This window comes from Propionibacterium freudenreichii subsp. freudenreichii, from assembly GCF_000940845.1.
In the GTDB taxonomy this organism is placed as follows: domain Bacteria; phylum Actinomycetota; class Actinomycetes; order Propionibacteriales; family Propionibacteriaceae; genus Propionibacterium; species Propionibacterium freudenreichii.
Genome location: NZ_CP010341.1, coordinates 1,108,505 through 1,132,989 on the forward strand (window position 1 = coordinate 1,108,505; position 24,485 = coordinate 1,132,989).

Below are 24,485 nucleotides of genomic sequence, written 5' to 3' on the forward strand. Positions count from 1 at the left end.
CCCGACGAGCCGGTCCCAACCAAGTGGCGCAACGCCGGCCCGGTTCGGGATGGCGCGGCCCTGTCAACGATGGTGCCGTGATCGCCCACGGCGTGTTCCCGCGGCCCTGTCCCGTATGGTCCATCGCCTAGACTTCATGCCATGCAATGGGGCGCACAAACACAGACCGATGCCGCAGGCGACGACCTGACGGCCCGTTTCGAATCCCGACACATCGGGCCGACGCGCAATGATGCGCTCTCGATGCTGGAGTCGTTGGGGTTGCACAGCCTTGACCAGCTCAGCGATCGGGCCATGCCGGCGCAGATCCGCATGACCGACTCCCTGCAACTGCCACCGGCTCGCAGCGAGCAGGCCACGACCGCGCGCCTGTCAGAGTTGGCGGCGCTGAACAATCCTCGGCGGGCCATGATCGGCATGGGCTACTACGGCACGGTGACCCCCTCGGTGATCCGTCGCCATGTGGTCGAGAATGCCGGTTGGTACACGGCCTACACGCCCTATCAGCCCGAGATCAGCCAGGGCCGCCTCGAGGCACTGCTGAACTTCCAGACGATGGTTGCCGACCTCACCGGGCTTCCCCTGGCCGGGGCGTCGTTGCTGGATGAGGCAACGGCCGTGGCAGAGGCCGCCGCGCTCGCCCATCGCGCGCAGCGGGGCAAGGGGGACACCCTGGTGGTCGATGCCGGATTGCTGCCCCAGAGCCTGGCAGTCGTGCAGACCCGGATGGGGGCCCTCGACATCAAGATCGTCGAGACCGACGACCTGGCCACCAGCCCGGCGCTCGATGAGGCCTTCGCGGTCATCGTGCAGACCCCCACCACCGATGGGCGCATGCAATCCACCGGGGAACTGACCGAATTGGCCGATGCCGCCCATGCCAAGGGCGTCATGGTGATCGCTGCCGCAGACCTGCTGGCACTCACCATGGCAGTGCCCCCGGGACAGTGGGGCGCCGATGTGGTGGTCGGCACCACGCAACGGTTCGGGGTTCCGCTGTACTACGGCGGTCCACATGCCGGCTACATCTCCGTACGCAAGGGCCTCGAGCGGCAGCTGCCGGGACGCCTGGTCGGGGTCTCACGGGATGCCGATGGCGTGGTGGCCTACCGCCTGGCACTGCAGACCCGTGAGCAGCACATTCGTCGTGAGCGGGCCACCAGCAACATCTGCACCGCCCAGGTACTCCTGGCGGTGGTGGCCGCCATGTACGCGGTGTACCACGGACCCTCCGGGTTGCGCAGGATCGCCCACGACATCCACCAGCGCACCCGCCTGTTGGCCGGGGCACTGTCGGCAGGTGGCGTGAAGGCACGCCATGAGTCCTTCTTCGACACCCTGACCGTCGCCGCGCCGGGCAAGGCCGCCGATGTGGTCGCCAGGGCCCGCGAGCTCGGCGTGCACCTGCGCCTGGTCGACGCCAACACGGTCGGCATCAGCGTGGGGGAGGATGCCACCGATGAGGACCTCAACCATGTGGTGGCGGCCTTCGGCATCAACCCGGACACGCAGGCGGATCCCTGGGGTGGGTTCGGGGCGACGTTGCGCACCGATTCCTACCTGGGCCACCGTGTGTTCAACAGCTATCACTCCGAGACGCAGCTGATGCGCTACCTGCGCACCCTGGAGGACCGCGACTTTGCGCTGGACCGGGGCATGATCCCGCTTGGTTCGTGCACGATGAAGTTGAATCCGGCCACGGCCATGGAGCCCATCAGCTATCCCGGCTTCGCAAACCTGCATCCGTTCGCACCGGCCGAGGACGCACGCGGCTACCGCATCCTGATCGACGAGCTGTCCGATTGGTTGGTGCAGGTGAGCGGTTATGCGGCCTGCAGCCTCCAGCCGAACTCCGGGGCCTCCGGCGAGTTCACCGGATTGCTGGCCATCCGCGCCTATCACGAGTCACGCGCCGACCACGACCGCAAGGTCTGCCTGATCCCCTCATCGGCGCATGGCACCAATGCCGCCTCGGCGGCGATGGCCGGGCTGAAGGTCGTGACCGTCCACTCGGCCCACGATGGCCAGGTGGACCTGGCGGACCTGGCGACGAAGATCGCCGAGAACCCCGGCAGGATCGCCGCGATCATGGTCACCTACCCGAGCACCCACGGTGTCTTCGAGGACACCATCACGCGCCTGTGCGAGATGGTGCATGAGGCTGGCGGGCAGGTCTACATTGACGGGGCCAACATGAATGCGCTGGTGGGTCTGGCCCGGCCCGGCCGCTTCGGCGGTGACGTGACCCACCTCAACCTGCACAAGACCTTCGCGATCCCGCACGGTGGTGGCGGTCCGGGCGTCGGTCCGATCGTGGTGGCCGACCACTTGGTCGAGTTCCTGCCGAACCACCCGGTCGTCCCGATGCCCGACGCGCGCATCGGTGCCGGCGGAACGGTGTCAGCCGCCCCCTGGGGTTCGGCGGGCGTGCTCGCCATCAGCTATGCCTACATCGCGATGATGGGGCCCGACGGGCTCACCAAGGCCACCCAGATGGCGTTGCTCAATGCCAACTACATCGCCGACCGACTGTCGGACTACTATCCGGTGCTCTACACCGGCGCCAACGACCTGGTCGCCCACGAGTGCATCCTCGATCTGCGGGAATTGTCCGCCTCGACGGGCGTCAGCGTCGACGATGTGGCCAAGAGGCTGATCGACTACGGGTTCCATGCGCCCACGATGAGCTTCCCCGTGCCGGGGACCCTCATGGTCGAGCCCACCGAGAGCGAGGACCTGGGCGAGTTGGACCGCTTCTGCGATGCCATGATCGCCATTCGCGCCGAGATGGACAAGGTCGCCTCGGGTGCCTGGCCGGTGGACGACAATCCCTTGGTGAACGCTCCGCATCCCGTGAGCAGGATCGGCGCCGACGAGTGGTCACATCCCTATCCGCGCAGCGTCGCGGCCTTCCCGGCGGGACATCACACGGGACCCATCGAGGGGGAGGGTTCGGACAAGTACTGGCCGGCGGTGGCGCGCATCGACAACGCCTTCGGTGACCGGCACCTGTTGTGCGTTGCCCCCACCGACGAGCTGCTGGCCCAGCAACAGTAGGAGGGACGTGGGCTACCGTGGTCAGGGTGCGCACAGTGACCACGGTGGCCGACGATGGGCCCGCAACCCGTGACCGCGGCGGCAATCTGGCGACCGCGGTCAGCAGACGTGTCACGAAGGTCCTGCAGTGGGCTGCCCACACGCCGTGGGCGGCCCACCTGTGGAGGGCCAATGATCGCTACAACAATCGCCTGGGGAACCAGTTCGCGGGGGGCATCACCTATTTCAGTGTCCTCGCCTCCGTCCCGGTGCTCATGTTCGCCTTCAGTGGCCTGGGCCTCACCCTGACGGTCATCCGTCCCGCCCTGCTCGATGATGTCAAGGGCATCGTGGTGGCCAACCTGTATCCCGGCCCGATGCGCGACACCGTGCTGCAATACCTGGAGCAGTACCTCTACCACTGGCAGACGGTCGGACTGATCGCCATCGTCGTGGCGTTGTGGGCGGGCGCCGGGTGGATGGGCAATGTGAAGAGCGCCATCCGGGCCATGTGGCGTCCCGAGTTCGACATGACCGAGGACAAGCACTTCTTCTTCGTCGAGGTCGCCGTCAATGCGCTCCTGCTGTTGGGCCTCATCGTGCTGGTGGGAGTGCTGCTCGCGGCCAACACCGTGTTCACCGGATGGGGCAGCGAGCTGTTGGGCCTGGCCCACCTCGGCGAATTGAGGATCTCGGCCGGACTGTTGCGGCTCATCTCGTTGTCGGCGTCCCTGCTGGGTGGCTGGGCGCTGTTCATCTGCATGTTCCGGGTGCTGCCGCAGACCCATTCGTCGTGGCGGTCGGTGTTGCGCGGCTCGGCGGTTGCCGCCGTGCTGTTCTGGGTGATGCAGGCCGTTGCCACCCAACTCGCCGGGGTCTTCGCCCGCAACCGCAGCGCCGCGCTGTGGGGAGCGACCCTGATCGTCGGATTGCTGTTCCTGAACCTGTTCGCGCGGTTGTTGCTGTATGTCGCGGCGTGGATCGCCACCGCCAACCAACCTGCCGTGGCCCGTCGGTGGAGTGACTTTGACCAGTTGCTTCGCGAACGCGACGACACGATCGCGGTGCCCGACCACTGGGCCGCCGCCGACCAGGACCATGCCGAACGCAGCGCGGAGGAAACCGACGAGGCCACCGCGTCGCGACGGGCAGCCGCCCGAGCCGTTGACGTGGTCGTCGGAAGCGTCATGTCGGGGCTGGGCGGGCCTCCGACCGATGTGGCCGGGGCTGCACCGCTGCTCAGTCCCGGCGGGGCGCGTACGGCCATGCCCCCGGCCCCGGCGACGGAGCCGACGGTCGCCAAGGATTCCGTGCTCGTGTCAGCCGGCCGCTCCCTGCGACGTCCCGAATCAACGCGGGCCAGTTGGGGCGCCTGGCTGCTCGGGGTCGTGACGGGGCTCGGGGCAGGGGCCGGTCTGGTGCGCCGCGGACTGCGCCGCACCGGACGTGATGGGCGCGGTCAGCGCGGACGTACCGAGAAGGCGTAATCGGCCGTGCTGGTGGATGTCACCATCGGCGGATGGAGGTCCGTGATGCGGAAGCGCCGCCTGCGGGAGACCATCAGCACGATGCATCCAAGGCACACCACCGTGATCGCCACCAGGATGGCGAGCGCTCCCCAGTAGGTGCTGTTGAGCCCACCCGAGATCACCACCCGGAAGGCATCGACGGAGTATTTCATCGGTGAGATGACGGCGAGCTTCTGGTAGATCGGCGGCAGCAACAGCGCGGGGAAGGTGCCACCGCAGGCCGGTAGTTGAAGGATCAGCAGAATGAGGTACACGGCCGTCTGCGGGGAGCCGAACACCAGCCTGAGCAGATAGGCCGGCGCCATGAAGGCCAAGGCCGTGACGACCAGCAGGAGCAGGAACTTCCATGGATGGACCGGGTTGAGTCCCAGGGTGACCCAGACGGTGAGCCCCATCAACAGGGATGCCGCCAGGGCGACGGTTGCCACCGGACCGAAGCCCAGCATGGTGATCCGCAGCGGACTCGCGCGGCCGGTCAGGGCCCGCCCGGATATGGTGCGGACCACCAGGAAGATCGAGACGCCGGCGATCCACAGGGCAATAGAGAAGAACATGGGGGCAAGCCCACGTCCGTAGGCTCCGGCCGGGTTGTCGACGGTCTGGGTAACCGTGGCCGGCGACGCCATCACCTCTGCCATGGTGTTGCGCTGGTCCTCCGACAGGGTCGGGAGCTGGTCGGTGCCCTTCTGCAGTCCGGAGGCCAATGTCGCAGCGCCATTCGACAATTGCGGCATGGCCGTGTCAAGGCGCCCCAGGCCGTCGCTGAGCTGGTTGAGGCCCGAGACGGCGCCGGCTCCGGCCGACAGCAGGGTGTGCCCGGACGAGGTCGCCTGTCCCATGGCCGAGTTGAGTTGCTTGACGCCCTTGTCGGAGGTGTCGAGGGCGCCATTCAGCTGGTCGAGTCCGTGGTCAACCTGGGTGGCGGTGTCGCCGGCGCGGTCCAGGGCGTTGGTCAATGTCGTACCGGCCATCGCGAGGTTGTCCTTGTTGAGGTTCAGGTTCAGCCCCGCAGTCAGCTGCCCGGCCACCGCCAGGTTGCTGGTCACTGAGGTGTTCGCCGTGTCGGCCCCGCCCAATTGTGCCAGCAGGGACACATAGTCGGGATCGGTTGCGAGTTCGGGATGGTTGGCCAGCAACGAGGCGGCGGACTGCTTGGCCCCGGCCAGATCGGACTGCACGCTGATCACCGAGTTCCCGTTCGGGTTCTGCAATGACCCCGTGATCGACACGAGATGGGTGGCATCCTGCTGTAGTTGGGGCAGTTGCTTGTCGACGAAGTCGTTGACCGCCCCTGACGCATCCTTGGCCCCCGCCACGTCATTGCCGAGCTGCTTGCCGGAGGCGATGATGGTGGCCGCACCCGCCCGTGCCTGCCCGGCGGCCTGGCTGAGCGTCAGGGCGGACGCCGAGCTGTCATCCAGTGCGCCGTTCAGCGAATCCAGGGCAGGTTTCAGCCCCGAGGTGTCAGAGACTGCGGCGGCCACCTGATCCTTCATCTGGTGGACCCCGTCGGCCGCCTGTGACAGGCCACTGTCGAGGGTCGCCGCCCCCTGTGCGGCGGTGTTGAGGCTCGACTTGATGGTGTTCAGGTTGACGAACAGCGACTGGAAATAGGTCTGCGACACGCTCTGGTCGAGCGTCTTGGCCAGGGTGTCGTCCATCTTCGAGGTGAGCAGGCCGATGATGTAGCCGTTCGCGTCATCGCGTTCCAGCGAGAGGGTTGCGCGCGCGGGCTTGTAGTCGCCGGCACCCACCAGCCTGGTGGAGAAGTCCTGCGGCACGGTGAGCACCGCGTAGTAATCGCCCTTGTGCAGGCCACGCTCGGCCTTCGCCCCATCGGTGCCCAGGAACTGCCAGCCGAAGGTGGGATTGTCACGCAGCGCCTGCTCGAAGTCCCGCCCGCCGCTGACCGTCTTATCGGCGAAGCTGGCCGGCTGGTCGTGGTTCACCACAGCGATCTTCACGCGATCGAGGTGGTTGTACAGGTCCCAGTTGGCGTGCAAGTAAACCCCGCCGTACAGCAGCGGGATGATCAGGATGAAGAACAGCGCCAGGCGCGAGCGTCCCTTGAAGCGACGGAACTCGAACTGGATGAGCTGCCCGAAGGGCACGAAAAGATCTGATTTCTTCCACGACATGGCGTCACTTGTCCGGGTTGGGTGTCTGGGTGGGGGAGGGGGCGGCGACCTGATCGTCGCCCATGGCCGCTCCGGCAGGCCGCCCGCGGGCGGTGAGGGGAGCCAGGGCGGCCTGCGCCAGGCTGATCGGGACGGGCTCGGAGCCGAGTGGTTCCACGACCTGGGGACGGTCGCTGCGCAGGCTCAGGCTGATGGCAGTGGCTGGGATCAGGTCATCATCGACGACTGAGGCGACGATCACGGAGTCATCCAGGGTGGTCAGGCGCTCGAGGAGGGCGAACAGGAGCGACTGCTGGGAATGGGGCACGGTCATATCGGCATCGTCGATCACCACCACCCGGGAGGGCCGGATCATGGCCAGCGCCACTGAGGAGATTGCCTTCTCGATGGGCGTGAGCGATTCCAGCTCCACATGCTTCTCGATGCGGAAGCCAACGGTTTCCTCCATCGCGGCCACCCGGTCGGCTGCCAAGCGACGCGGGAATCCGTCCAGGAAGCAGCGCTCGGTGATCGACTCGGCCAAGGTGAGCCTGTCCTCGGGGCGTACATAGTCGCCCAATTGGGCGACGCTGGTCATCTGCATCGCCTCAAGCGGGTCATGGATCGCGTCGACGCCGTCGATGGTCAACAGCCCCGACAGGGGACGGAACCGGCCCGTCAGGGCCAGCAGCAGCGCGGACTTGCCCGAGCCGAGCGGCCCATGGACCATGCACAGCTGTCGGGCGTGGACATCAAGGTCGATGGGCCCGAAGATCCGACCCTGGCGTCCGCTGGACTCCAGTTCGCGGGCATGCAGCACCACGCGCTCGTCACTCATGCGGAAAGTCCCCCCAGGACTGAGGCGAGAACCGACCGGATGGCGGCCGGGGTGACCATGTGCGGTGCCGCCGCATGCTCCAGCGCCAGGAGGCTGATCAACTCGAACACGGTCCAGATTGCCTCACGGGTGCGCTGGGGGCCCAGTCTTCGGGCCAGTGGGTGGCCGTCCAGCAGCCGCATGGCCTGTTCCGTGCGCTCCCGGAGCAACGTCGCATAGCTTTCTGCCACCTGCGGGTCGTGGACGGCCAGTTGCCGGAACTCGCCCAGGGCCACCTGCCAGGGGCCGGATTCGATGACGATCTGCGCGAAGCTGTCCGCAATGCGGTCGATGGCCGAGGCATCCCGGGCACCGTTGGCGAACATGGCGTCGAGCTCGGCGATCACCGGCGGGCTGAGGCGGTTGATGTTCTCGATGCAGATGGTGGAGAACAGCTCCGGCTTGGATTCGAAGTTGGAGTAGACCGCGCCCTTGGTGAAGCCGGCTGATTCGGCGATCTGGGTCATGCTGGCTCGGGCATAGCCGTGCGTGCGGAATGCCCGGCTTGCGGCGTCGATCACCTTGCGGCGTACCTGTTGGCGTGTCGGACGATGCGCCACGTGGAGGGGCACAGCGAGACCTCCCTGAGAGGAAAACGTTCGATACCGGCGGTATCGAGATGTCCACGGTACAACGCCCGGCGGGGATCCCGTGAGCGCGGCGGCTCAGGCGAACAATGCCAGGGTCAACAAATAGGCCAGGCCGCTCATCTCGACCAGGGACCCGAAGGTGTCGCCGGTCAGTCCTCCGAGCCGCGCCAGGATATGGCGGCGCCACGCCACGCCGAAGACCCAGCTGGCCAGGCAGGCACACACCGCCACGAGGGCGGCCCGCCAGCCGAAGAGCAGCCATCCACTGCCCGCGGCGATCACCGCGGCGATCACTGAGGCGACCACGATCGTCGCAGGGTGCGTCTTTCCGGCGAAGAGCGCTCCGAACCCCTTCTTGTGGGCGCTCGGAATCCATCGTCCGGTGGCGGACAGGGCGCTGACGCGCGCCACCATGGGCATTGTCACCAGCAGCCAGACGCCACGCCAGCCATCAAGGTGTCCTGAACCGCCTGCCGCGATCTCCAACGCCAGCACGAGGATGATGGCGGTGACGCCCATGGGCCCGATGTCTGATTGGCGCATGATGGTCAGGGCCTCGTGGGCCGGCTTGCGGGAGCCCAGGCCGTCGGCGGTGTCGGCGAGTCCGTCGAGGTGCAGGAAGCCGGTGCACAGGGCCAGGATTGCCAGGCCTGCTGCGATTGCCAGTGGCTGGCCGCCCCCCGCGACGGTGACGATGGCGCAGCCGAGTCCGGCGATCAGGCCCAGTCCGAGGCCGACCCACGGCATCGAGGCGATCGCCCGCACGGCGAGTCGCTCATCCACCTCGGCCACCACGGGTGCGGGCAGCACCGTGAACAGTCCCCAGGCAGCCAGCAGTCCATTGCGGGTGGCCACGTCAGATCGCGTCCTTCGGTTGGGGGTCCGTGCCGGCGCCATGAGGGCCTCCCGGTCGCGGTGGCAGGCTCAGCGCCCGTCCGGCGACGCACAGCAGTACCTCGTCGCAGGCGTCCGCGACGCTGGCGTTGAGGATTCCCAGCCAGTCACGGAAGGTGCGCCCTGCCTGCGTGGCGGGCACCACGCCGGAACCGACCTCGTTGGTGACCAGCACCACGCGGCGCGGGGAGCCGGCGACCGCAGTGGCCAACTCATCGATGCGGTGCTGCAGCTCGGGGCGGGCCTGCTCCGGGTGCTGCCAGGCGTCGGTGACGTCCAGCTCGCGGGTGAGCCACACGCCCAGGCAATCGACCAGGGCGGGGGAGCCGTCGTCGGACAGCACCTGCGCCACGTCAAGGGTCTCCACGGTGTTCCAGCTCTTCGGGCGGCGCGCGACGTGGGCGGCGATGCGGGCCATCCACTCGGGGTCGTCAGGGTTGCGTTGCGAGGTGGCGATGTAGTCGACGTGGTCGAACGACCCCAGCAGCGCCTCGGCATAGCTGGACTTCCCGCTCCGGGCGCCCCCGGTGACGAGGGTTCGTGCCGGACGTTGCCGGGCACCGAGGCCTGACAGCTGATCGAGCAGCCTTCGGGACTCGGGACTGTCAGGAACGTCCACGACGATGCGGGTCATCTGATGTCTCCTTGTGGTGGTCGCATGGGGTGCTGCGCTGTGTCCAGTGCGTCGATGGTGCGGGCCAGGGCAGCGACGAACGCGTCGCTGATGTCCGGGTGGCGAACCGCGAGCCGCAACCAGCCCGCGCCCAGGCCGGGGAAGCTCTCGCCGCTGCGCACGGTGAAGCCGAGCGTCCGCAATCCCGCACGAAGCCCACCGGGCGGGTGGGCGCGCAGGTCGACTAGGACGAAGGGGGCCCTGGCCTCCCCGACGGTCTGGATGCCGATCCCGGCCAGGCGGGCCACCAGGTGTCGGCGGTCCTGCGCCGCCTGTCGGGCATCTGAGGTGGCCTGCTCCACGGCGCGTGGCGTGGAGCATTCGCGGGCGGTGACCAGGGCGGGGGTGGAGATGGGCCAACAGGGCTGTTCGTGCGCCAGGACGCGAATGAGCGCGGGATCCCCGACCACATATCCGATCCGCAGCCCCGGGACGCTCCAAGTCTTCGTGAACGAGCGGGTGACCAACAGGCCATCCATGCGTGCCCCGATGAGGCTCTCGGGCTCGCCCGGCACGGCGTCCATGAATGCCTCGTCAACCACCACCACGCGTCCGGGCCGGCACAACGCGCGCAGGCTCGCCGCCGAATGCAGCACGCCGGTGGGATTGGTCGGATTGCCGATGACCACCATGTCGGCCCTGGGGTCCAGCAGTTCGTGATCGAACTGGAAGCCATCCGAGGCATGGAGCACCAGGCGGCCGACCGGGCGCCCGGCGTTGCGCAGGGCCACCTCTGGTTCGGTGAACTGGGGATGCACCACGACCGCCCAGCGCGGGGAGAACCCGTGGGCGATCAGGCTGAACGCCTCCGAGGACCCGGCCGTGAGCAGTACCTGGTCGGGGTTGACGCCATGGCGCAGTGCCACCGCACGGGTCGCTTCGCGCTGATCGGGGTAGTGGGCCCACTGGTCGCTGGAGGCGACGATGCGCTCCACGAGCCAGGCCGGAGGTCGCACATCGCGCACGTTCACCGCCAAGTCGACCAGGCCGGGCAGCACATCGCGATCCCCGTGATGGGTGAGGTCGGGCGCTGCGGACAACGCATCTCCCGGCGTCGTGGCGGCAGGCCGGGGGGAGTGATGGCCGGTGTGCCCATATTCGCTCGCCGCCCGGGCGAAGCGTTGCGCCAGTACCGGACTCCCTGCCCAGTGCAGGTGCTGGTAGGAGGCGTGGACGCTGGGCGCGGAACCGGGGGTCGGGGCGACCAGCACCCCCTCGGGTCGGTTGCCCCCCGTCGGGGTCTCCACGTCCCACGCCAACCGTTGGTCGCCCAGCCGTTGTGGTCCGGGGTCGCGGTCGTAGGGGGGCGTGTCCAGGGTGGTGCGGTGGAACTCATGGGCCCGATAGCGCTCCCCGGCGCGCATCAGGAAGCTGTCGTTGGCGGCGCGGGCGTGGTGGTAGCCGATGGTCAGGCGCGGCGTCATGGACGAGTCGGCGTCGACCACCCCGGCCATCGCCAGTCCATCCAGGCTGCGGCACAGGTAGAGCAGCCCCGCACACTCGGCCACCGTCGGCAGGCCCTCGGACACGCGTGAGGCGATTTCAGCGCCCAGGGAGGTGTTGCCGGCGAGCGCCTCGGCGTGCTCCTCGGGGAAACCACCCCCCAGGTACAGGCCGGACACATCGGCCGGAAGGCCCCGGGCGGTGAGCGGATCGAAGGCCGTCACCCGGCAGCCGGCCGCCTCCAGCAGTTCTGCGGTTTCGGTGTACCGGAAGGTGAATGCGGGACCCGAGGCCATGGCGATGACCGGACGCCCCGGTACCGGTTCGACCTCTGCGGCGGGATCCCAGGGATCGACGGCCAGGTCAGGGGCCCCACCGGCGATCGTGGCGATGGCGTCGAGGTCGAGGTGTGCGGCGACGAGCTCACCGGCCTGCTGCACGATGCCGATCGCGTCACCCTGCTCGTCGGCCGTGACCAGTCCCAGGTGGCGTGAGCCCACGGCCACCCGCGTGCTTTTCGGCAGAGCCCCCAGCACCGGCAGGCCGACACGTGCGCAGCCCCGGGTGATCTCGTCGACCACGCGGGCACCCATCACCCGATTGAGGATGACGCCGGCCACATGGATGCGGGGATCGTAGCTGGCCAGGCCATGGCACAGGGCTGCGGCGGTACGGGCACTGTGTGAGCCGTCGACCACGAGCAGCACGGGGGCATCGAGCAGCCTGGCGATATGGGCCGATGAGCCAAAACCGGCGGGGTCATCGGTGCCGTCGGGCCACGCGCCGAGCTTGCCGTCGAACATGCCCATCACGCCTTCGACGACCGAGATGTCCGCGGGTTCGGGATGCAGCGCGCCATGGGCGAACAACGGCGCAATGCGCTCGGGCCCGCACAAATAGGGATCCAGGTTGCGGCCGGGGCGACCGCAGGCCAGTGCGTGATAGCCCGGATCGATGTAGTCGGGGCCCACCTTGAATCCGGCCACGCTGCGCCCCGAGGCCCGCAGGGCCGCCATCAGGCCGATGGCCACGGTGGTCTTTCCCTGGCTGGACGCGGGGGCCGCGATGAGCACCCGCGGAAGAGCCGTCGCCGTCACCATTCGATACCCGCCTGTCCTCGTTCTCCCTTGCCAAAGGGATGTTTGACGTTGTCCATGGACGTGACGATGTCGGCGATCCCGATGATTCCGGCGGGGCAGTTGCGTCCGGTGATCACCACATGTTGCGTGCCGGGACGATGTGCCAGGTCGTCAGCGACCTCGTCGACATCCAGCCATCCCTTGTTGAGCACATGGGCGAATTCGTCGAGGATGTAGAGCCGGTGGGTCTGTGCGGCGAGCAGGGTGCGCACGTGGGCCCAGCCCGCGGCCGCCATGGCTGCCTGGTCGGTGCCCTCGGTCGCCCTCAGCCACGACCAGCCGGATCCGAGTGATTGCCATTCCACCGGTCCGCCGACTCCGGTCGTCCGATGGGCCTGGTCGAGCTGTGCATAGGCCTGCTGCTCGCCGGTGTGCCAACGTCCCGACTTGATGAACTGGAAGACCCCGATCGACCAGCCCTGCGCCCAGGCCCGCAGTCCCATGCCGAATGCGGCGGTGGACTTGCCCTTGCCGTTCCCGGTGTTCACGATCAGTCGGGGGCGGTGGCGCAGTTCGGCGGTGGTCGGCTCGGTGCGCTGCGGCGCGGATCCGCTCATCGGGCCAGTCCCGTCATGGCGAGCATCGCGTCGACGTCGACATATTCGGCCATGGCCGTCGACAGCGTCCGGATCATCGTGGCGCGCAGCTGCTGGTATCCCGGCCGGGCGTCGTCCGGCTCCCAGGTAGACCCGGTGTTGCGGGCGACCATGTGCAGGAAACGCCGCCGGAAGCCGTCATTCTCCAGACTGCCGTGCAGCATCGTGCCGAACGAATTCCCGCTGCGGACGCCGTCCAAGAAGGCCTCGCCGCCGTCCACCTCGAAACGGCCGTGGTGGATCTCATAGCCATCCACGGCGAGTTCATCGAAGTGATACTGCGCGGTGCGAACGACCTTCTCGGCGTCGAAGCGGAAGCGGGCGGGCAGCACTCCCAGTCCGGGCACTGATCCCGCGCTCGACTCAATATCGTCGTCGATGGTGTTGGCCATCATCTCGAAGCCGCCACAGATTCCCAGGATCGGCTTGTCCTCGCGGCGACGCTGGACGATCGCCTGCGCGATGCCGCGTTTGCGCAGCCAGTCCAGGTCATCGACGGTCGCGCGGCTGCCGGGCAGCACCACCAGGTCGGCACGCGCGCAGGTGGCGGGATCGGCGGTCACCTGCACTTCGACGCCGGGCTCGGTCGCCAGGGCGTCAATGTCGGTTGAGTTCGAGATCCGGGGCAGCCGCACGGCGGCGACCACCAGCCGGTCCCCGGCGCCGCTCTGGGCGGGCCACCGGTCCACCTGCAGGGCGTCCTCGCCATCGAACCAGACGTCCTCCAACCAGGGCATCACGCCCAGGTTCGCCAGTCCGGTGCGCGTGGTGATCTCCTGCAGTCCGGGCTCCAGGAGTGCCCCGTCGCCACGGAACTTGTTGATGATGTAGCCCTTCAGGAGCGCGCGGTCCTCGGCCTCCAGCAGCGCCCACGTGCCGTAGAGGCTGGCCAGGACCCCGCCACGATCGATGTCCCCGATGATCACCGTGGGCAGCCCGAAGTGACGGGCCAGGCCCATGTTGACGTAGTCGCCCGCCCGCAGGTTGATCTCCGCCGGCGAGCCGGCGCCCTCGCAGACGATGAGCTCGTGGCGCGAGGCCAGGTCGGAGTAGGCGTCGTAGGCCGCCTCGGCGAGGTGCTTGCGCCCGGTGGCGTACTCCCCGGCGTCGAGCTCCCCGTCGGGACGGCCCATCAGCACGATGAAGCTGCGCCGATCCGTGCCCGGCTTGAGGAGCACGGGATTCATGGCGGCCTCGGGGGTGACGCCGGCGGCGGTCGCCTGCAGGTACTGTGCGCGTCCGATCTCGGCGCCGTCGGGGCAGACCATCGAATTGTTCGACATGTTCTGGGACTTGAACGGCGCGACATCGATGCCGCGCTGGCGAAGTGCGCCGCACAGGCCCGTGACGAGTGCTGACTTCCCGGCGTCGGAGCTGGTGCCGGTGAGCAGGATTCCGGTCATCGGGATGCCTTTCGTGATGGCGAATGTGTCGGGGCCTTGCGTGCTGACGAATGTGCGCGGATGAGCTGCCCGATTCCCAGGCAGGCCCCGGCCGCCAGGGCCGTGGCTGCGGCGGTGACCACGCGGACCAGTCGGGCACCGTCGCGCACCTGCCCGGCACGGGGCCGGTGGCCGTTGCCCAGCAGCCCACGGTGCTCGACCCTTCCCCCGGGGTAGACATTGCGTCCCCCCAATTGGACGCCGAGTGCGCCGGCCCAGGCGGATTCGCACCATCCGCCATTGGGGCTTGGATGGTTGCGGGCGTCACGGGCGACGATGCGAGCGGTGGTGACGACCCTCCCGCCCACGGAGGGTGCGCAGATCGCACCCAGGATGCCGGTGAGGCGTGCCGGGATCCAGTCAAGCCCGTCGTCCAGGCGGGCTGCGCACTTGCCGAAGTGCTCGAAGTGCTCGTTGTGGTGTCCGACCATCGCGTCCAGGGTGTTCGACGCGCGATGGATCAGCATGCCGGGAATGCCCGCGACCGATCCCCACCACAGGGATGCCACGCCCGAGTCGGCCGTGTTCTCTGCCAGGGACTCGATGGTTCCGCGGGCCAACTCCTGTTCCGGCATGGTGTCGGGGATGCGTCCGCACAGGTGGGGCAACCGGTCCCGGGCGGCGGACAGGTCGTCGCCTTCCAGCTCGTCGGCCATCTGCTCGCCCTCGGTGGCCAGCGACTGTGAGCCGATCACCAACCATCCTGCGGCCGCCGTTGCTGTCGCATGGGCCAGCGGATGGCGGCGGGTCGCGGCCTCCACGGCAACGCCGAGGGTGGCGACCGGCAGGAGGGCCACCACGAGATAGGCCGCGCCCTGACCGACAGAGTCGCGCCACATCTTCTTCTCCAGCCAGCCCGCCCATGTGCCAAACCAGGCCACGGGATGCCAGGGATTCGCCGGATCGGGGATGAGCCGATCCGCCGTCACAGCACTGATCAGGCCGACGGCACGGCTGCCCCAGCCGTGGTCGTCCGCGGCTAGGCTCACCGCATGCTTGATCGCGGCATCGATTTCGCCCTGGTGCGCCATGGGGAGTCCACCGGGAACATTGGTGGACGCGTGCTGGGGCACGAACTGGGTCCCGAGCTCACCACCCTGGGCCGGACGCAGGCCCGCGGCGCGGCCCATGGCCTGACCCGGTGGCATGCCGACATGTTGTGGAGCAGCGACATGGTTCGCGCCCGAAGCACCGCCCAGGAAATTGCCCAGACCACCCGCCTGCCGCTGAACTGCACGGCCCTGCTGCGTGAGCAGGACCACGGCGCGATGGATGGGCTGCCAGTGGGCGATCTTGTGGCGCAGCCGACGCCCGCCGGTCGCGAGATCACCGAGGTCCGGTGGGGTGGCGGGGAGAGCATCGCCGATGTCTATGCGCGCCTGCGGCTCTTCGTCATGATGGTGGCGGCGCGTGGTGCCCGGCGCGTGGTCGTCGTCGGACACGGCGACATGGCCTGTGCCTTCACGTCGATGCTCGCCGGGCTGGGACATCGGGACGTCGCTTGGGACCGCCTTGCCCATGGGCAGGTGCGTTACCTGGGTTGGGACGGCAGGGCGCTGCTGCCCTCGTGAGCCTGTGGGCTCGGACAAGAACCTCAAATCCACGGGCCGTCCTTCGCGGTGCACGCGCAGGCAGCTCGTGGGGCTGACCTTGCGCCGGGGCAATGTGGGGACACGTCCACAGTCGACCGGACTCGGGGCCGGGCCCCATCACCGTTGCGGGACAGTGCCGGATTCCCACCGGCTTCGCTGCGGACGCGCGCTGGCCGAGGCCAGCACATTGACCCTAGTACACCGGGTCAATGCCGAGGCGGGCGGTTGTTCTGCGGCTCACACGGGCCGTTCCGTGCCCAGATCGGTCAGGAAGCTGTTGGCCCACGCGTCGATGTCATGGCGGAAGACTTGCTTGCGCATGGAGCGCATGCGGCGCACATGGTTCGCATGGGTGTCGCCGGCGGCGCGCAACAGCTGGTTCTTCATGCCGTTGAGGTCGTAGGGATTGACCATGTAGGCCTGTTTCAGCTCCAGTGAGGCGCCCGCGAATTCGCTGAGCACCAGGGCACCGGCGTCCGAGTCGTGGGAGGCCACGTACTCCTTCGCCACCAGGTTCATGCCATCGCGCAGCGGGGTCACCACCATCACATCGGCGGCCCGGTACATCGCGGCCAGGGCCATCTTGGGGTAGCTGGCGTGGCGGTACTCGATGGGGGAGCGCCCGATGCGCCCGACGGACGAGTTGATGCGTCCGACCATCTCATCGATGATGCTGCGCAACACCTGGTAGCGCGCCACGCCCTCGCGGGTCGGGGTGGCGATCTGCAGGTAGACATTGCGCATCGGGTCGAGTTGCCCGGAGGTGAACAATTCGCCGAAGGCCCGCACGCGATGACGCAGGCCCTTGGTGTAGTCGAGCCGGTCGACGCCCAGGAAGATCTTGTCGGGATTGCCCAGGTCCTCGCGGAGCTGCTCGGCCTCGGCCCTCGCCTGTGGCGTGCGCGACAGGTCGAGGATCTCCTGCGCGTCAATGGAGATGGGATAGGCACGCGCTAGGATCACTCGGCCGTCGGGGGAGAAGATGCGGTCGCCCTGGGTGCGCATGCCGGCCAGGCGACGGACCAGGTGCGCGAAATTGCGGGCCGACCCGGGGTCCTGGAAACCGATCTGGTCGGAGCCGAGCAGTCCACTGATCACCTGGTAGCGCCATGGCAGTTGCATGAACAGCTCCGAGGGCGGAAAGGGAATGTGCAGGAAGAACCTGATCTTCAGGTCGGGACGCATTTGACGCAGGAGCGCGGGCACATTCTGCAATTGGTAGTCCTGGACCCACACAGTGGCGCCGGGTGCGGCGACCTCCGCCGCAGCGGTGGCGAACCGTTGGTTCACCTCCATATAGCTGTCCCACCATTCACGGTGGTATTCAGGGTGCTCGACGCAGTCGTGGTAGAGCGGCCAGAAGGTGGCGTTCGACATGCCCTCGTAGTACTCATTGAATTCCTGGGCCGACAGGTCCACGGGCATGATGCCATAGCGGGTCTTCTCAGATGAGGGTGTAGGTCGGCCGGGCGCGTCGGTCCGCAGATAGACGTCGAGGTCTCCCGACGATGGAGGTTCCTACGCCATCCATCCGAAAGACCTCGACGTGTCCGACGCTACCCCGCCGGCCGGCTTCGGCCGCCCTGACCTGACCGCCTTCGCTCGACTCGACGGCCTCGGTCTGAGCGTGACCGGACAACGACTTGAACCGGATCGTGCGGTCCTCGCGTGCCGCGTGGTGGAACCAGATCAGTGGTGCCGACGGTGCGGCAGCGAAGGCGCTGCTCGTGACACCGTGATCCGGCGGTTGGCCCACGAGCCGCTGGGCTGGCGACCGACCGTGCTGGAAGTTGTAGTGCGCCGCTACCGCTGTGCCGACTGCGGACACGTGTGGCGCCAAGACACCAGCGCCGCGGCGGAGCCACGCGCGAAGCTCTCGCGCACCGGGCTGCGGTGGGCGCTGGAAGGGATCGTGGTCGCACACCTCACCGTCGCCCGTGTCGCCGAGGGACTCGGGGTCGCGTGGGACACCGCCAACAACGCGGTCCTGGCTGAAGGCAAGCGGCTGCTGATCAACGACCCCACGCGGTTTGAGGGCGTGAAGGTCATTGGCGTCGATGAGCACGTCTGGCGCCACACCAGGCGTGGCGACAAGTACGTCACCGTGATCATCGACCTCACCCCGGTCCGCGATGGCGCCGGCCCAGCAAGGCTGCTGGACATGGTCGAGGGCCGGTCGAAGGCGGCGTTCAAGACCTGGCTCGCCGACCGCGACGACGCCTTCCGTGACGCGGTCGAGGTGGTCGCGATGGACGGCTTCACCGGGTTCAAGACCGCCGCTGCAGAGGAGATCCCGGACGCGGTCACGGTGATGGATCCCTTCCACGTCGTGCGCCTGGCCGGTGACGCCCTCGACAGGTGCCGGCGCCGGGTCCAACTCGCGATCCACGGGCACCGTGGGTTCAGGGACGACCCGCTCTACAAGTCGCGGCGCACGCTGCACACCGGCGCGGACCTGCTCACCGACAAGCAGAGCGACAGGCTACGCGCGCTGTTCGTTGATGACGCTCACGTCGAGGTCGAGGCGACCTGGGGTGTCTACCAGCGCATGATCGCCGCCTATCGCCACGAGGACCGGCAACGTGGCCGCGAGCTCATGGAGAAGCTGATCACCGACCTCAGCGCCGGCGTCCCCAAGGTGCTCACCGAGCTCACCACCCTGGGCCGGACCCTGAAGAAGCGAGCCGCTGACGTGCTCGCCTACTTCGAACGACCCGGCACCAGCAACGGGCCGACCGAGGCGCTCAACGGACGGCTCGAACACCTGCGCGGCTCCGCACTCGGGTTCCGCAACCTGACCAACTACATCGCCCGAAGCCTGCTCGAGACCGGCGGCTTCAGACCCCAACTCCTACACCCCCGATTGGGATGAGCCGCCATAGCCATCGAAGGTGAAGGGCTCGATATGTTCGTCGGCCGAGCCGACCCAGCCGACCCAGGTGCCACCATGGTCCTTCATCACGGGGATGAGGGCCGTCACCAGGCCGCCGGGAGACAGGGCCCAGCCCGAGGAGTCGTCGTCATTCTGTACGCGATCTACCGGAAGCCTGTTGGCCACCACGACAAACTGTGATGTGCCGGCGGCAGGGGCATCGCGCGGTACGGGATCTTCGGTACGTCCATCGTCGGCGGGCGCACTGGGGATGGATTGTTGATCCTCACTCACGACACAGACCTCCTCGGCTGTTCTCTTGGTCTGAGGCTACCAATCCGTGCGCCCACGAATTCTGCGACGGCGGGCTGCGCAGGGCTCCCGGGGATTTCTCCCGGAGCGTCCGGCGGCTCGCGTGACACCGGTTGGGGCAGTGTTCTGGCACAGTGGATGGCATGACGAGCGGATCAGATCTGGTCAGTTTTCCCACCGACGAGGGCAGGGCGACGACCGAGGCGATAATCGATGATCCCAGTAACGCATTGATCTGCCTGGACTTTGACGGCACCCTGGCACCGATCGTCGCTGACCCACAGGATGCCAGGCCTGATCCTGAGGCGATGGCGGCGCTGGAACGACTGCTCACCCGGGTGGGTCGGGTGGCGATCGTGACCGGTCGGCCGGTCGATGTGGCGCTCCAACTGGGCGGCTTCGCGATGCTTCCGGACACCAGTCGACTTCGTGTATTCGGCCAGTACGGAGCGGAGACCTGGAACGGCGCGACCGGGCACATCCACGTGCCCGCGCAACCGCCGGCCATCGGCGAGGCGAAACTGCAGATCGAACGCATGTTGGCCGACCTGTCGGCGCAGAATCCGGCACTGCGGGGAACCGCGATCGAGGACAAGGGGCTGGCGATTGGCGTGCACACACGCCGCGCAGCCGATCCCGCCGAGGCGCTGGTGGAACTGACCCCCCGGCTGGACACCCTTGCCGACCGGCTGGGCCTGATCACCGAACCGGGTCGCAATGTGGTGGAGCTGCGCGCCGGTCACAGCGACAAGGGTGATGTGGTGGCCAAGCTGTTGGACGATCCCTCGATCGGCGCGGCTGCCTTCTGCGGCGACGACCTGGGTGACATCTCCGCGTTCGCCGTGCTCATCAAGTGGCGGCGTCGCACCGGACGGCGTGCGGCCTGCGTGGTGTCCGCCTCGGATGAGGTGCCCAGCCTGCGCGAACGCGCCGATGTGCTGTGTGAAGGACCCTCCGGCATTGCGGCCTGGCTCACCTCCCTCACCAGCACCGGCAGTTGAGCCGGGCGTTCCGATGCGGCGGGGCTGATACAGATCTGGCGACGGGCCGATTCGCGTCGATAGAGTAGCCCAGCCGGGGCGTTAGCTCAGCAGGTCAGAGCAGGGGACTCATAATCCCTGGGTCGTGGGTTCGAGCCCCACACGCCCCACTGCAAAACACGTAGTCAGAGCGTGATTCGAGCGACTCGTCAAGTGCCTCGGTAGCACATCGGTAGCGTACGCGGTGGCAAGTGAGTTCGAGCACTCGCACATGCAGAAGAGCCGCCGACCGAAATGGTCAGCGGCTCTTCTGCATGTGGGCGCCCACCAGCGCCTACTCCCAGTTCAGGATCGGCCGATTGTTGATGTCACGGAACGATCCGGTGGCGATCATGATGATGTCGACGATCCACCCGATGCCAAGGCATCCTGCCGTGAGCAACCAGACGATTCCGGTGCCGGCCTTGCCCGTATAGAACCGATGAACACCGAGCCATCCCAGGAATATGCACAGCAGCAGGGCCGCCGTGCGGTTCTTGTCACTGACGGGCGGCTGTCCGAAGGCCTGTTGGTAGCCGCGCTGGCCCTGCGCCGGCGTCTGGGAGCCTCCTGCTGCGGAGGGTCACTGGGCACCTGCCGGAGAGCCCACGGCGACGAGATGGGCGGGAACTGCGGCTAGCACTGTCGTCCGTAGACGTTGGCATTGATCCATCCGGGACCAATATCGGGACCCTGGGCGAGATCCAGAACGACATCCGCCGTTGGCCGACCGTCGGTCACCAGCGCCCGGCGCGCCGCACCGGCGTGTGCAGGCTCGCCACCGTGTGACATCGGGACTGTCCGTTCAGCAGGTGGGCCAGCTCGTCGGCGCGGTTCTCCTCGCCGATCACCTGCGTGGGCCGTCCCGGGCGGCAGGACCACATGCGGTTCGTCGGGCAGGCAGGCGCGCACCCCGATTCGGGTGCTGAAGAAATCGCGGTTTCCCCGGGGCGTGACCAGGTCCGGCCACAGGCGCGGCTGACCGGCTCCGCTCCACCGGCTTGCTGCCCGCTGGCAGCTGTCCCGGCCCGCCGTCAGGCTGCAGTGAGCATCGCCATCGCCAATTCGCGCAGGCCGCCGGCACGAAGTCCGGGCCAACCGTGCACCTGGTCAACCCAGTTCCCGGGGATTCTGGACGCTCCGTAGGCGGCCCCGAGCAGTCCACCAGCGATGGCGGCCACGGTGTCGGTGTCATTGCCGATGGAGACCGCCTCCTGCAGGGCTGCGGCGATGTGTTGCGTCCCGTCGAGGTGTGCGGTGGCGTGGATCGATGCCCAGGCCGCCTGGAAGGCGGTCACTGTGTAGCCATTCGGGGTGAAGCTGGACGGCGGTCCGTCCTCCGCGGATGCGATCTGGCGTTGCCACCACGATCGCCGCTCGGGGGCGAGCTGTGGGAGTCCGCTGCGAACGTCCAGATTGCCGGTGAGGACCGCGTTGCGCACGGCCAACGACCACAGCACGGACGACTCGATGCAGCGCGGTTCGCCGTGCGTCAGCGCGCAAACCCGCGCGGCCGCGCTGGCGGTCTCCTCGGCGGAGCCCACGGCGGCCAGTCCCACGACGGATGTCCTCATGAGTCCGCCGTTGCCGGCCTGGCCCCGCCGCCCGACATCGCGAGCGATGGCCGTCATCGCCTCGCCGAGGCCGACGCCGTCATGGCGGGACGCCATCTCGAGGACGGTTGCGGTCTGATTGCCGATGTCCGAGGCTGCGTTGTGCTTCCAATCGATGAACGCTGCGGCGACGGCATCCAGTGCATCCGACCGCGTGAGGCGAGTGCCGGACGCCGCGACGCGCGCAACGCAGACTGCCATCTGGGTGTCGTCGGACCATTCACCGGGTTCATAGGGCCCCAGGCCACCACCCACCATCCGCGCATCACCCGCGCGAATCGGGGCGGCGAACTCGTAGGGCACGCCCAGGGCGTCGCCCACTGCCTGGCCCACCAGAACACCGGCTGCGCGGTCCATGACCTGCGGTGAGAACTCCATGCGTCAGGCCTTCCCGCCGAGGCCAACAAGCTCCGGGCCACGCGCGGCCGGGGGTGACGGCCGGAGCCCGTCAGGCCGGGGGACACAGCTGCTTCGCGAACGATTCATGGTCCCCACAGTTCCGGCCCTCCCAGTTGAACCTCGGCGCGGGCGGCGGCCGGGTCAATGCTGATGCGCAGGACATCACCCGGTTTGGCGTCCAACGAGCGCAACATGGGGAGCCACCCCCAGCTGAAGAAGTGTGATGCGCCGAATTTCGCCCTACCGAGCGATTCCGACGCCCGCACGATGTCCAGCGCACTGCCGGCGACGAGACGATGGACCTCGGGCGCAAACGACAGGACGCCCGTTGCGAGGCATGATGTGGTCACGTCCATGGTCTGGATGGCGCCGCCGGGGATGAGTGAGGAACTCTTCCTGTGCGGCTCCGCCTCCGAGCGGGCCCGGGCGGCCCGGCGAATTCGCTCCACTGCCTGCATATCGGGTTCACTGCCGCGAAGCCCCCAGACGTTCTGGGCGAACTTCTGCATCCACTCCGCGTAGGTGGTCCATACGGTCGATGTGCCCGGGGCGATTCCGGCTTCTCGGCACGCCTCGCGCAGCGATTGGCGGTCCATCACCTGATAGGGGGAGCTCTTCAGGATGTCGATCATCGTCGCCGTGACCCCACCAAGGACCTCGTGGTAGTCGAGGGGCTCGAGCGCTCTGACCTGGTCCCCATCGACCTCGAATCCCGAATGGTTCCCGAAGAAGGCCCGCATCGCCTCCACTGGCGGAAGGAGCTCGAGGCGGCGGAACTTCCACAGGCGCTGCGCACCCTCGTGAATGGAGGTGATCGTTTGGGGCGAATTGACTGACAGGATCGATCGGGCGGTGTTCACAAGCCGATTGGCATGGGGGCCCTGGTCATCCTTGTGGACCCACAGCCAATCGCCGAACCACCGCACCGTGGGTTCGGCTCGCAGGATGCGCTGCACTGCTGCGGGATCGGGCGACTCGGACGGGGTCATGAGGGCGTGGCAGATTGTCGGCTCATCCGAATCCAGGGTGTAGTCGGGTCTGAACCCGCCGGTCTCGAGCAGGGATCTGGCGATGTAGTTGGTCAGGTTGCGGAACCCCCGCGCCGAGCCGCGCAGGTGCTCGAGCCTGCCGTTGATCGCCTCGGTGGGCCCGTTGGAGGTGCTGGGCCGGTCGAAGTAGGCCAGGACGTCGGCGGCGCGCTTCTTCAGCGTCCTGCCGAGCTTGGTGATCTCGACCAGGGCCTTGGGGACGCCGGTGCTGATCGAGTCGATGAGCCGGGCCATCAGCTCGCGGCCGTGGCGCCGGTTCTCGTGGCGGTAGGCGGCGATCATGCGCTGGTAGACGCTCCAGGTGACCTCGACCTCGACGTGGGCGTCGTCGGCGAACAGGGTGTCCAGTCGGTCCTTCTGCTTGTCGTTGAGCAGGTCGGCGCCGGTGGACAGGGTCCGGCGGGCGGCATAGAGCGGGTCGCCCTTGCGGCCGCGGTGCCCACAGATGGCCTGCTGAACTCGCCGTCGGCACTCATCGAGCGCCTCGCCAGCGAGGCGCGTGACGTGGAAGGGATCTAGCACGGTCACCACGTCGGGCAGTTCCTCGACGGCGGCGGTCTTGAACCCGGTGAAGCCGTCCATCGCGACCACCTCCACGCCGTCGCGCCACTCCTGCGGGCGGTCGGCCAGCCAGGTCTTGAACGCCTGCTTGGAGCGTCCTTCGACCATGTCCAGCAGCCGTGCCGGGCCGGTGCCATCTCGCACTGGGGTGAGGTCGATGATCACGGTGACGTACCTGTCGCCGCGACGGGTGTGCCTCCACACGTGCTCATCGACCCCGACGACCTTCACCCCCTCGAAGCGGTGCTCCTCGTCGATCAGCACCCGCTTGCCCTCGGCCAGAACGGCGTCGTTGGCGGTGTCCCAGGCCACCCCGAGCCCCTCGGCGACCCGAGCCACGGTCAGGTGCTGGACCACGATCCCTTCCAGCGCCCACCGCAGAGCGCGCCGAGACAACTTGGCCCGGGGCTCGGCCGCGGCGGTGGTGTCCTGGCGCCACACATACCCGCAGCCGCTGCAGCGGTAACGGCGCACGACGACCTCCAGCGTCGTGGGCCGCCAGCCCAGTGGTTCGTGGGTAAGCCGTCGGACCACGGTGTCACGTGGTCTCCCTTCGCAGCCGCAGCGCCGGCACCACTGGTCGGGCTCGACCACCTGGCAGGCCAATACGGCACGATCCGGCTCGAGTCGCTGCCCGGTGACAACGAGGCCGAGTTCGTCGAGGCGGCAGAAGGCAGTCAGGTCGGGGCTGGCGAACGCATCAGCGCGCCCGCCGACGGTAGCGTCGTGCAC

At 68.0% G+C, this 24,485-nt stretch carries 19 protein-coding genes, 1 tRNA gene, 2 pseudogenes and 1 riboswitch; of the genes and pseudogenes, 7 read left to right on the forward strand and 15 right to left on the reverse strand.

The window, feature by feature from the left end; all coding sequences use genetic code 11:
• Positions 1 to 141: 141 nt before the first annotated feature.
• Together gcvP and RM25_RS04725 are read left to right on the forward strand one after the other, a co-directional pair.
• Positions 142 to 3,057 (forward strand): aminomethyl-transferring glycine dehydrogenase, encoded by a 2,916-nt coding sequence (gene gcvP / locus RM25_RS04720; protein ID WP_013161124.1) that lies wholly within the window; start codon positions 142 to 144, stop codon positions 3,055 to 3,057.
• Positions 3,058 to 3,083: 26 nt separating this feature from the next.
• Positions 3,084 to 4,523, forward strand: a complete 1,440-nt coding sequence (locus tag RM25_RS04725) for a YihY/virulence factor BrkB family protein (protein WP_157763631.1) — start codon at positions 3,084 to 3,086, stop codon at positions 4,521 to 4,523.
• On the opposite strand, the gene RM25_RS04730 is transcribed toward RM25_RS04725, so the two are convergent.
• The 9 genes from RM25_RS04730 to cbiB all read right to left on the reverse strand — a co-directional run bounded on the left by RM25_RS04730 (position 4,496) and on the right by cbiB (position 15,367).
• Complete coding sequence (locus RM25_RS04730; protein WP_013161121.1) at positions 4,496 to 6,703, reverse strand: YhgE/Pip family protein; 2,208 nt, start codon at positions 6,701 to 6,703, stop codon at positions 4,496 to 4,498. The two genes, RM25_RS04725 and RM25_RS04730, sit on opposite strands and share 28 nt — an antisense overlap.
• A 4-nt stretch (positions 6,704 to 6,707) precedes the next feature.
• A complete protein-coding gene (locus tag RM25_RS04735; RefSeq protein WP_013161120.1) occupies positions 6,708 to 7,520 on the reverse strand; it encodes an ATP-binding cassette domain-containing protein in 813 nt (270 codons plus the stop codon).
• Positions 7,517 to 8,131, reverse strand: coding sequence for a TetR/AcrR family transcriptional regulator (locus RM25_RS04740; RefSeq protein WP_013161119.1), 615 nt, complete (start codon positions 8,129 to 8,131; stop codon positions 7,517 to 7,519). Before RM25_RS04740 ends, RM25_RS04735 begins: the two co-directional genes overlap by 4 nt.
• Before the next feature lie 93 nt (positions 8,132 to 8,224).
• Positions 8,225 to 9,004 (reverse strand): adenosylcobinamide-GDP ribazoletransferase, encoded by a 780-nt coding sequence (locus RM25_RS04745; RefSeq protein ID WP_036941189.1) that lies wholly within the window; start codon positions 9,002 to 9,004, stop codon positions 8,225 to 8,227.
• A 1-nt stretch (position 9,005) separates the two neighbouring features.
• Positions 9,006 to 9,677, reverse strand: coding sequence for a bifunctional adenosylcobinamide kinase/adenosylcobinamide-phosphate guanylyltransferase (cobU, locus tag RM25_RS04750; RefSeq protein WP_013161117.1), 672 nt, complete (start codon positions 9,675 to 9,677; stop codon positions 9,006 to 9,008).
• Positions 9,674 to 12,259 carry a bifunctional hydrogenobyrinic acid a,c-diamide synthase/histidinol phosphate aminotransferase CobBC gene (locus tag RM25_RS04755; RefSeq protein WP_044636128.1) on the reverse strand — a complete coding sequence of 862 codons (2,586 nt, stop codon included), beginning with the start codon at positions 12,257 to 12,259 and terminating at the stop codon, positions 9,674 to 9,676. The genes cobU and RM25_RS04755 overlap by 4 nt, the downstream gene beginning before the upstream one ends.
• Positions 12,253 to 12,855, reverse strand: coding sequence for a cob(I)yrinic acid a,c-diamide adenosyltransferase (cobO, locus tag RM25_RS04760; protein ID WP_013161115.1), 603 nt, complete (start codon positions 12,853 to 12,855; stop codon positions 12,253 to 12,255). Before cobO ends, RM25_RS04755 begins: the two co-directional genes overlap by 7 nt.
• The gene (locus tag RM25_RS04765; protein ID WP_430270608.1) at positions 12,852 to 14,315 is read right to left on the reverse strand and encodes a cobyric acid synthase; all 1,464 of its coding nucleotides are present in this window, start codon (positions 14,313 to 14,315) and stop codon (positions 12,852 to 12,854) included. Before RM25_RS04765 ends, cobO begins: the two co-directional genes overlap by 4 nt.
• Positions 14,294 to 15,367 carry an adenosylcobinamide-phosphate synthase CbiB gene (gene cbiB, locus RM25_RS04770; protein WP_052809112.1) on the reverse strand — a complete coding sequence of 358 codons (1,074 nt, stop codon included), beginning with the start codon at positions 15,365 to 15,367 and terminating at the stop codon, positions 14,294 to 14,296. Before cbiB ends, RM25_RS04765 begins: the two co-directional genes overlap by 22 nt.
• Between cbiB and RM25_RS04775 the strand changes: the two genes are divergently transcribed.
• Positions 15,329 to 15,907 carry a histidine phosphatase family protein gene (locus RM25_RS04775; protein WP_044636702.1) on the forward strand — a complete coding sequence of 193 codons (579 nt, stop codon included), beginning with the start codon at positions 15,329 to 15,331 and terminating at the stop codon, positions 15,905 to 15,907. The genes cbiB and RM25_RS04775 overlap by 39 nt on opposite strands.
• Before the next feature lie 116 nt (positions 15,908 to 16,023).
• Positions 16,024 to 16,080: riboswitch (cobalamin riboswitch) on the reverse strand.
• Between the two features lie 85 nt (positions 16,081 to 16,165).
• Here RM25_RS04775 and RM25_RS04780 read toward each other — a convergent pair.
• Positions 16,166 to 17,413, reverse strand: coding sequence for an alpha,alpha-trehalose-phosphate synthase (UDP-forming) (locus RM25_RS04780; protein ID WP_044636129.1), 1,248 nt, complete (start codon positions 17,411 to 17,413; stop codon positions 16,166 to 16,168).
• A gap of 61 nt (positions 17,414 to 17,474) precedes the next feature.
• On the opposite strand from RM25_RS04780, the gene RM25_RS04785 reads away from it, so the two are divergent.
• A complete protein-coding gene (locus RM25_RS04785) occupies positions 17,475 to 18,800 on the forward strand; it encodes an ISL3-like element ISPfr2 family transposase (RefSeq protein WP_026138135.1) in 1,326 nt (441 codons plus the stop codon).
• A 6-nt stretch (positions 18,801 to 18,806) separates the two neighbouring features.
• On the opposite strand, the pseudogene RM25_RS04790 reads toward RM25_RS04785, so the two are convergent.
• Positions 18,807 to 19,094: pseudogene (locus RM25_RS04790) on the reverse strand (trehalose-6-phosphate synthase); the annotation flags it as partial.
• Positions 19,095 to 19,255: 161 nt separating this feature from the next.
• On the opposite strand from RM25_RS04790, the gene otsB reads away from it, so the two are divergent.
• Complete coding sequence (otsB, locus tag RM25_RS04795) at positions 19,256 to 20,113, forward strand: trehalose-phosphatase (protein ID WP_044636131.1); 858 nt, start codon at positions 19,256 to 19,258, stop codon at positions 20,111 to 20,113.
• Positions 20,114 to 20,188: 75 nt separating this feature from the next.
• Positions 20,189 to 20,262: transfer RNA gene (locus RM25_RS04800), tRNA-Ile, on the forward strand.
• Between the two features lie 164 nt (positions 20,263 to 20,426).
• On the opposite strand, the gene RM25_RS13205 is transcribed toward RM25_RS04800, so the two are convergent.
• On the reverse strand, positions 20,427 to 20,612 hold the full coding sequence (locus RM25_RS13205; protein ID WP_044636132.1) for a TM2 domain-containing protein: 186 nt from the start codon (positions 20,610 to 20,612) through the stop codon (positions 20,427 to 20,429).
• On the opposite strand from RM25_RS13205, the gene RM25_RS13210 reads away from it, so the two are divergent.
• Positions 20,574 to 20,771 (forward strand): hypothetical protein, encoded by a 198-nt coding sequence (locus RM25_RS13210; protein WP_158487049.1) that lies wholly within the window; start codon positions 20,574 to 20,576, stop codon positions 20,769 to 20,771. The genes RM25_RS13205 and RM25_RS13210 overlap by 39 nt on opposite strands.
• Positions 20,772 to 21,165: 394 nt before the next feature.
• Here RM25_RS13210 and RM25_RS04810 read toward each other — a convergent pair whose 3' ends face one another.
• The 3 genes and pseudogenes from RM25_RS04810 to RM25_RS04820 all read right to left on the reverse strand — a co-directional run bounded on the left by RM25_RS04810 (position 21,166) and on the right by RM25_RS04820 (position 24,485).
• Positions 21,166 to 22,122: an ADP-ribosylglycohydrolase family protein gene (locus tag RM25_RS04810; RefSeq protein WP_013161107.1), complete on the reverse strand. Its 957-nt coding sequence runs from the start codon at positions 22,120 to 22,122 to the stop codon at positions 21,166 to 21,168.
• 104 nt (positions 22,123 to 22,226) lie between these two features.
• Complete coding sequence (locus tag RM25_RS13215; RefSeq protein WP_257009056.1) at positions 22,227 to 23,099, reverse strand: hypothetical protein; 873 nt, start codon at positions 23,097 to 23,099, stop codon at positions 22,227 to 22,229.
• Positions 23,100 to 23,154: 55 nt separating this feature from the next.
• A pseudogene (locus tag RM25_RS04820) lies at positions 23,155 to 24,485 on the reverse strand (ISL3-like element ISPfr3 family transposase).

Coding starts and splice junctions, on each gene's coding strand:
- gcvP (WP_013161124.1), top strand. CDS start 142: ATGCAATGGGGCGCACAAACACAGACCGATGCCGCAGGCGACGACCTG.
- RM25_RS04730 (WP_013161121.1), bottom strand. CDS start 6,703: ATGTCGTGGAAGAAATCAGATCTTTTCGTGCCCTTCGGGCAGCTCATC.
- RM25_RS04735 (WP_013161120.1), bottom strand. CDS start 7,520: ATGAGTGACGAGCGCGTGGTGCTGCATGCCCGCGAACTGGAGTCCAGC.
- cobU (WP_013161117.1), bottom strand. CDS start 9,677: ATGACCCGCATCGTCGTGGACGTTCCTGACAGTCCCGAGTCCCGAAGG.
- RM25_RS04755 (WP_044636128.1), bottom strand. CDS start 12,259: ATGGTGACGGCGACGGCTCTTCCGCGGGTGCTCATCGCGGCCCCCGCG.
- cobO (WP_013161115.1), bottom strand. CDS start 12,855: ATGAGCGGATCCGCGCCGCAGCGCACCGAGCCGACCACCGCCGAACTG.
- RM25_RS04775 (WP_044636702.1), top strand. CDS start 15,329: ATGCTTGATCGCGGCATCGATTTCGCCCTGGTGCGCCATGGGGAGTCC.
- cbiB (WP_052809112.1), bottom strand. CDS start 15,367: ATGGCGCACCAGGGCGAAATCGATGCCGCGATCAAGCATGCGGTGAGC.
- otsB (WP_044636131.1), top strand. CDS start 19,256: ATGACGAGCGGATCAGATCTGGTCAGTTTTCCCACCGACGAGGGCAGG.
- RM25_RS13210 (WP_158487049.1), top strand. CDS start 20,574: ATGAACACCGAGCCATCCCAGGAATATGCACAGCAGCAGGGCCGCCGT.
- RM25_RS04810 (WP_013161107.1), bottom strand. CDS start 22,122: ATGGAGTTCTCACCGCAGGTCATGGACCGCGCAGCCGGTGTTCTGGTG.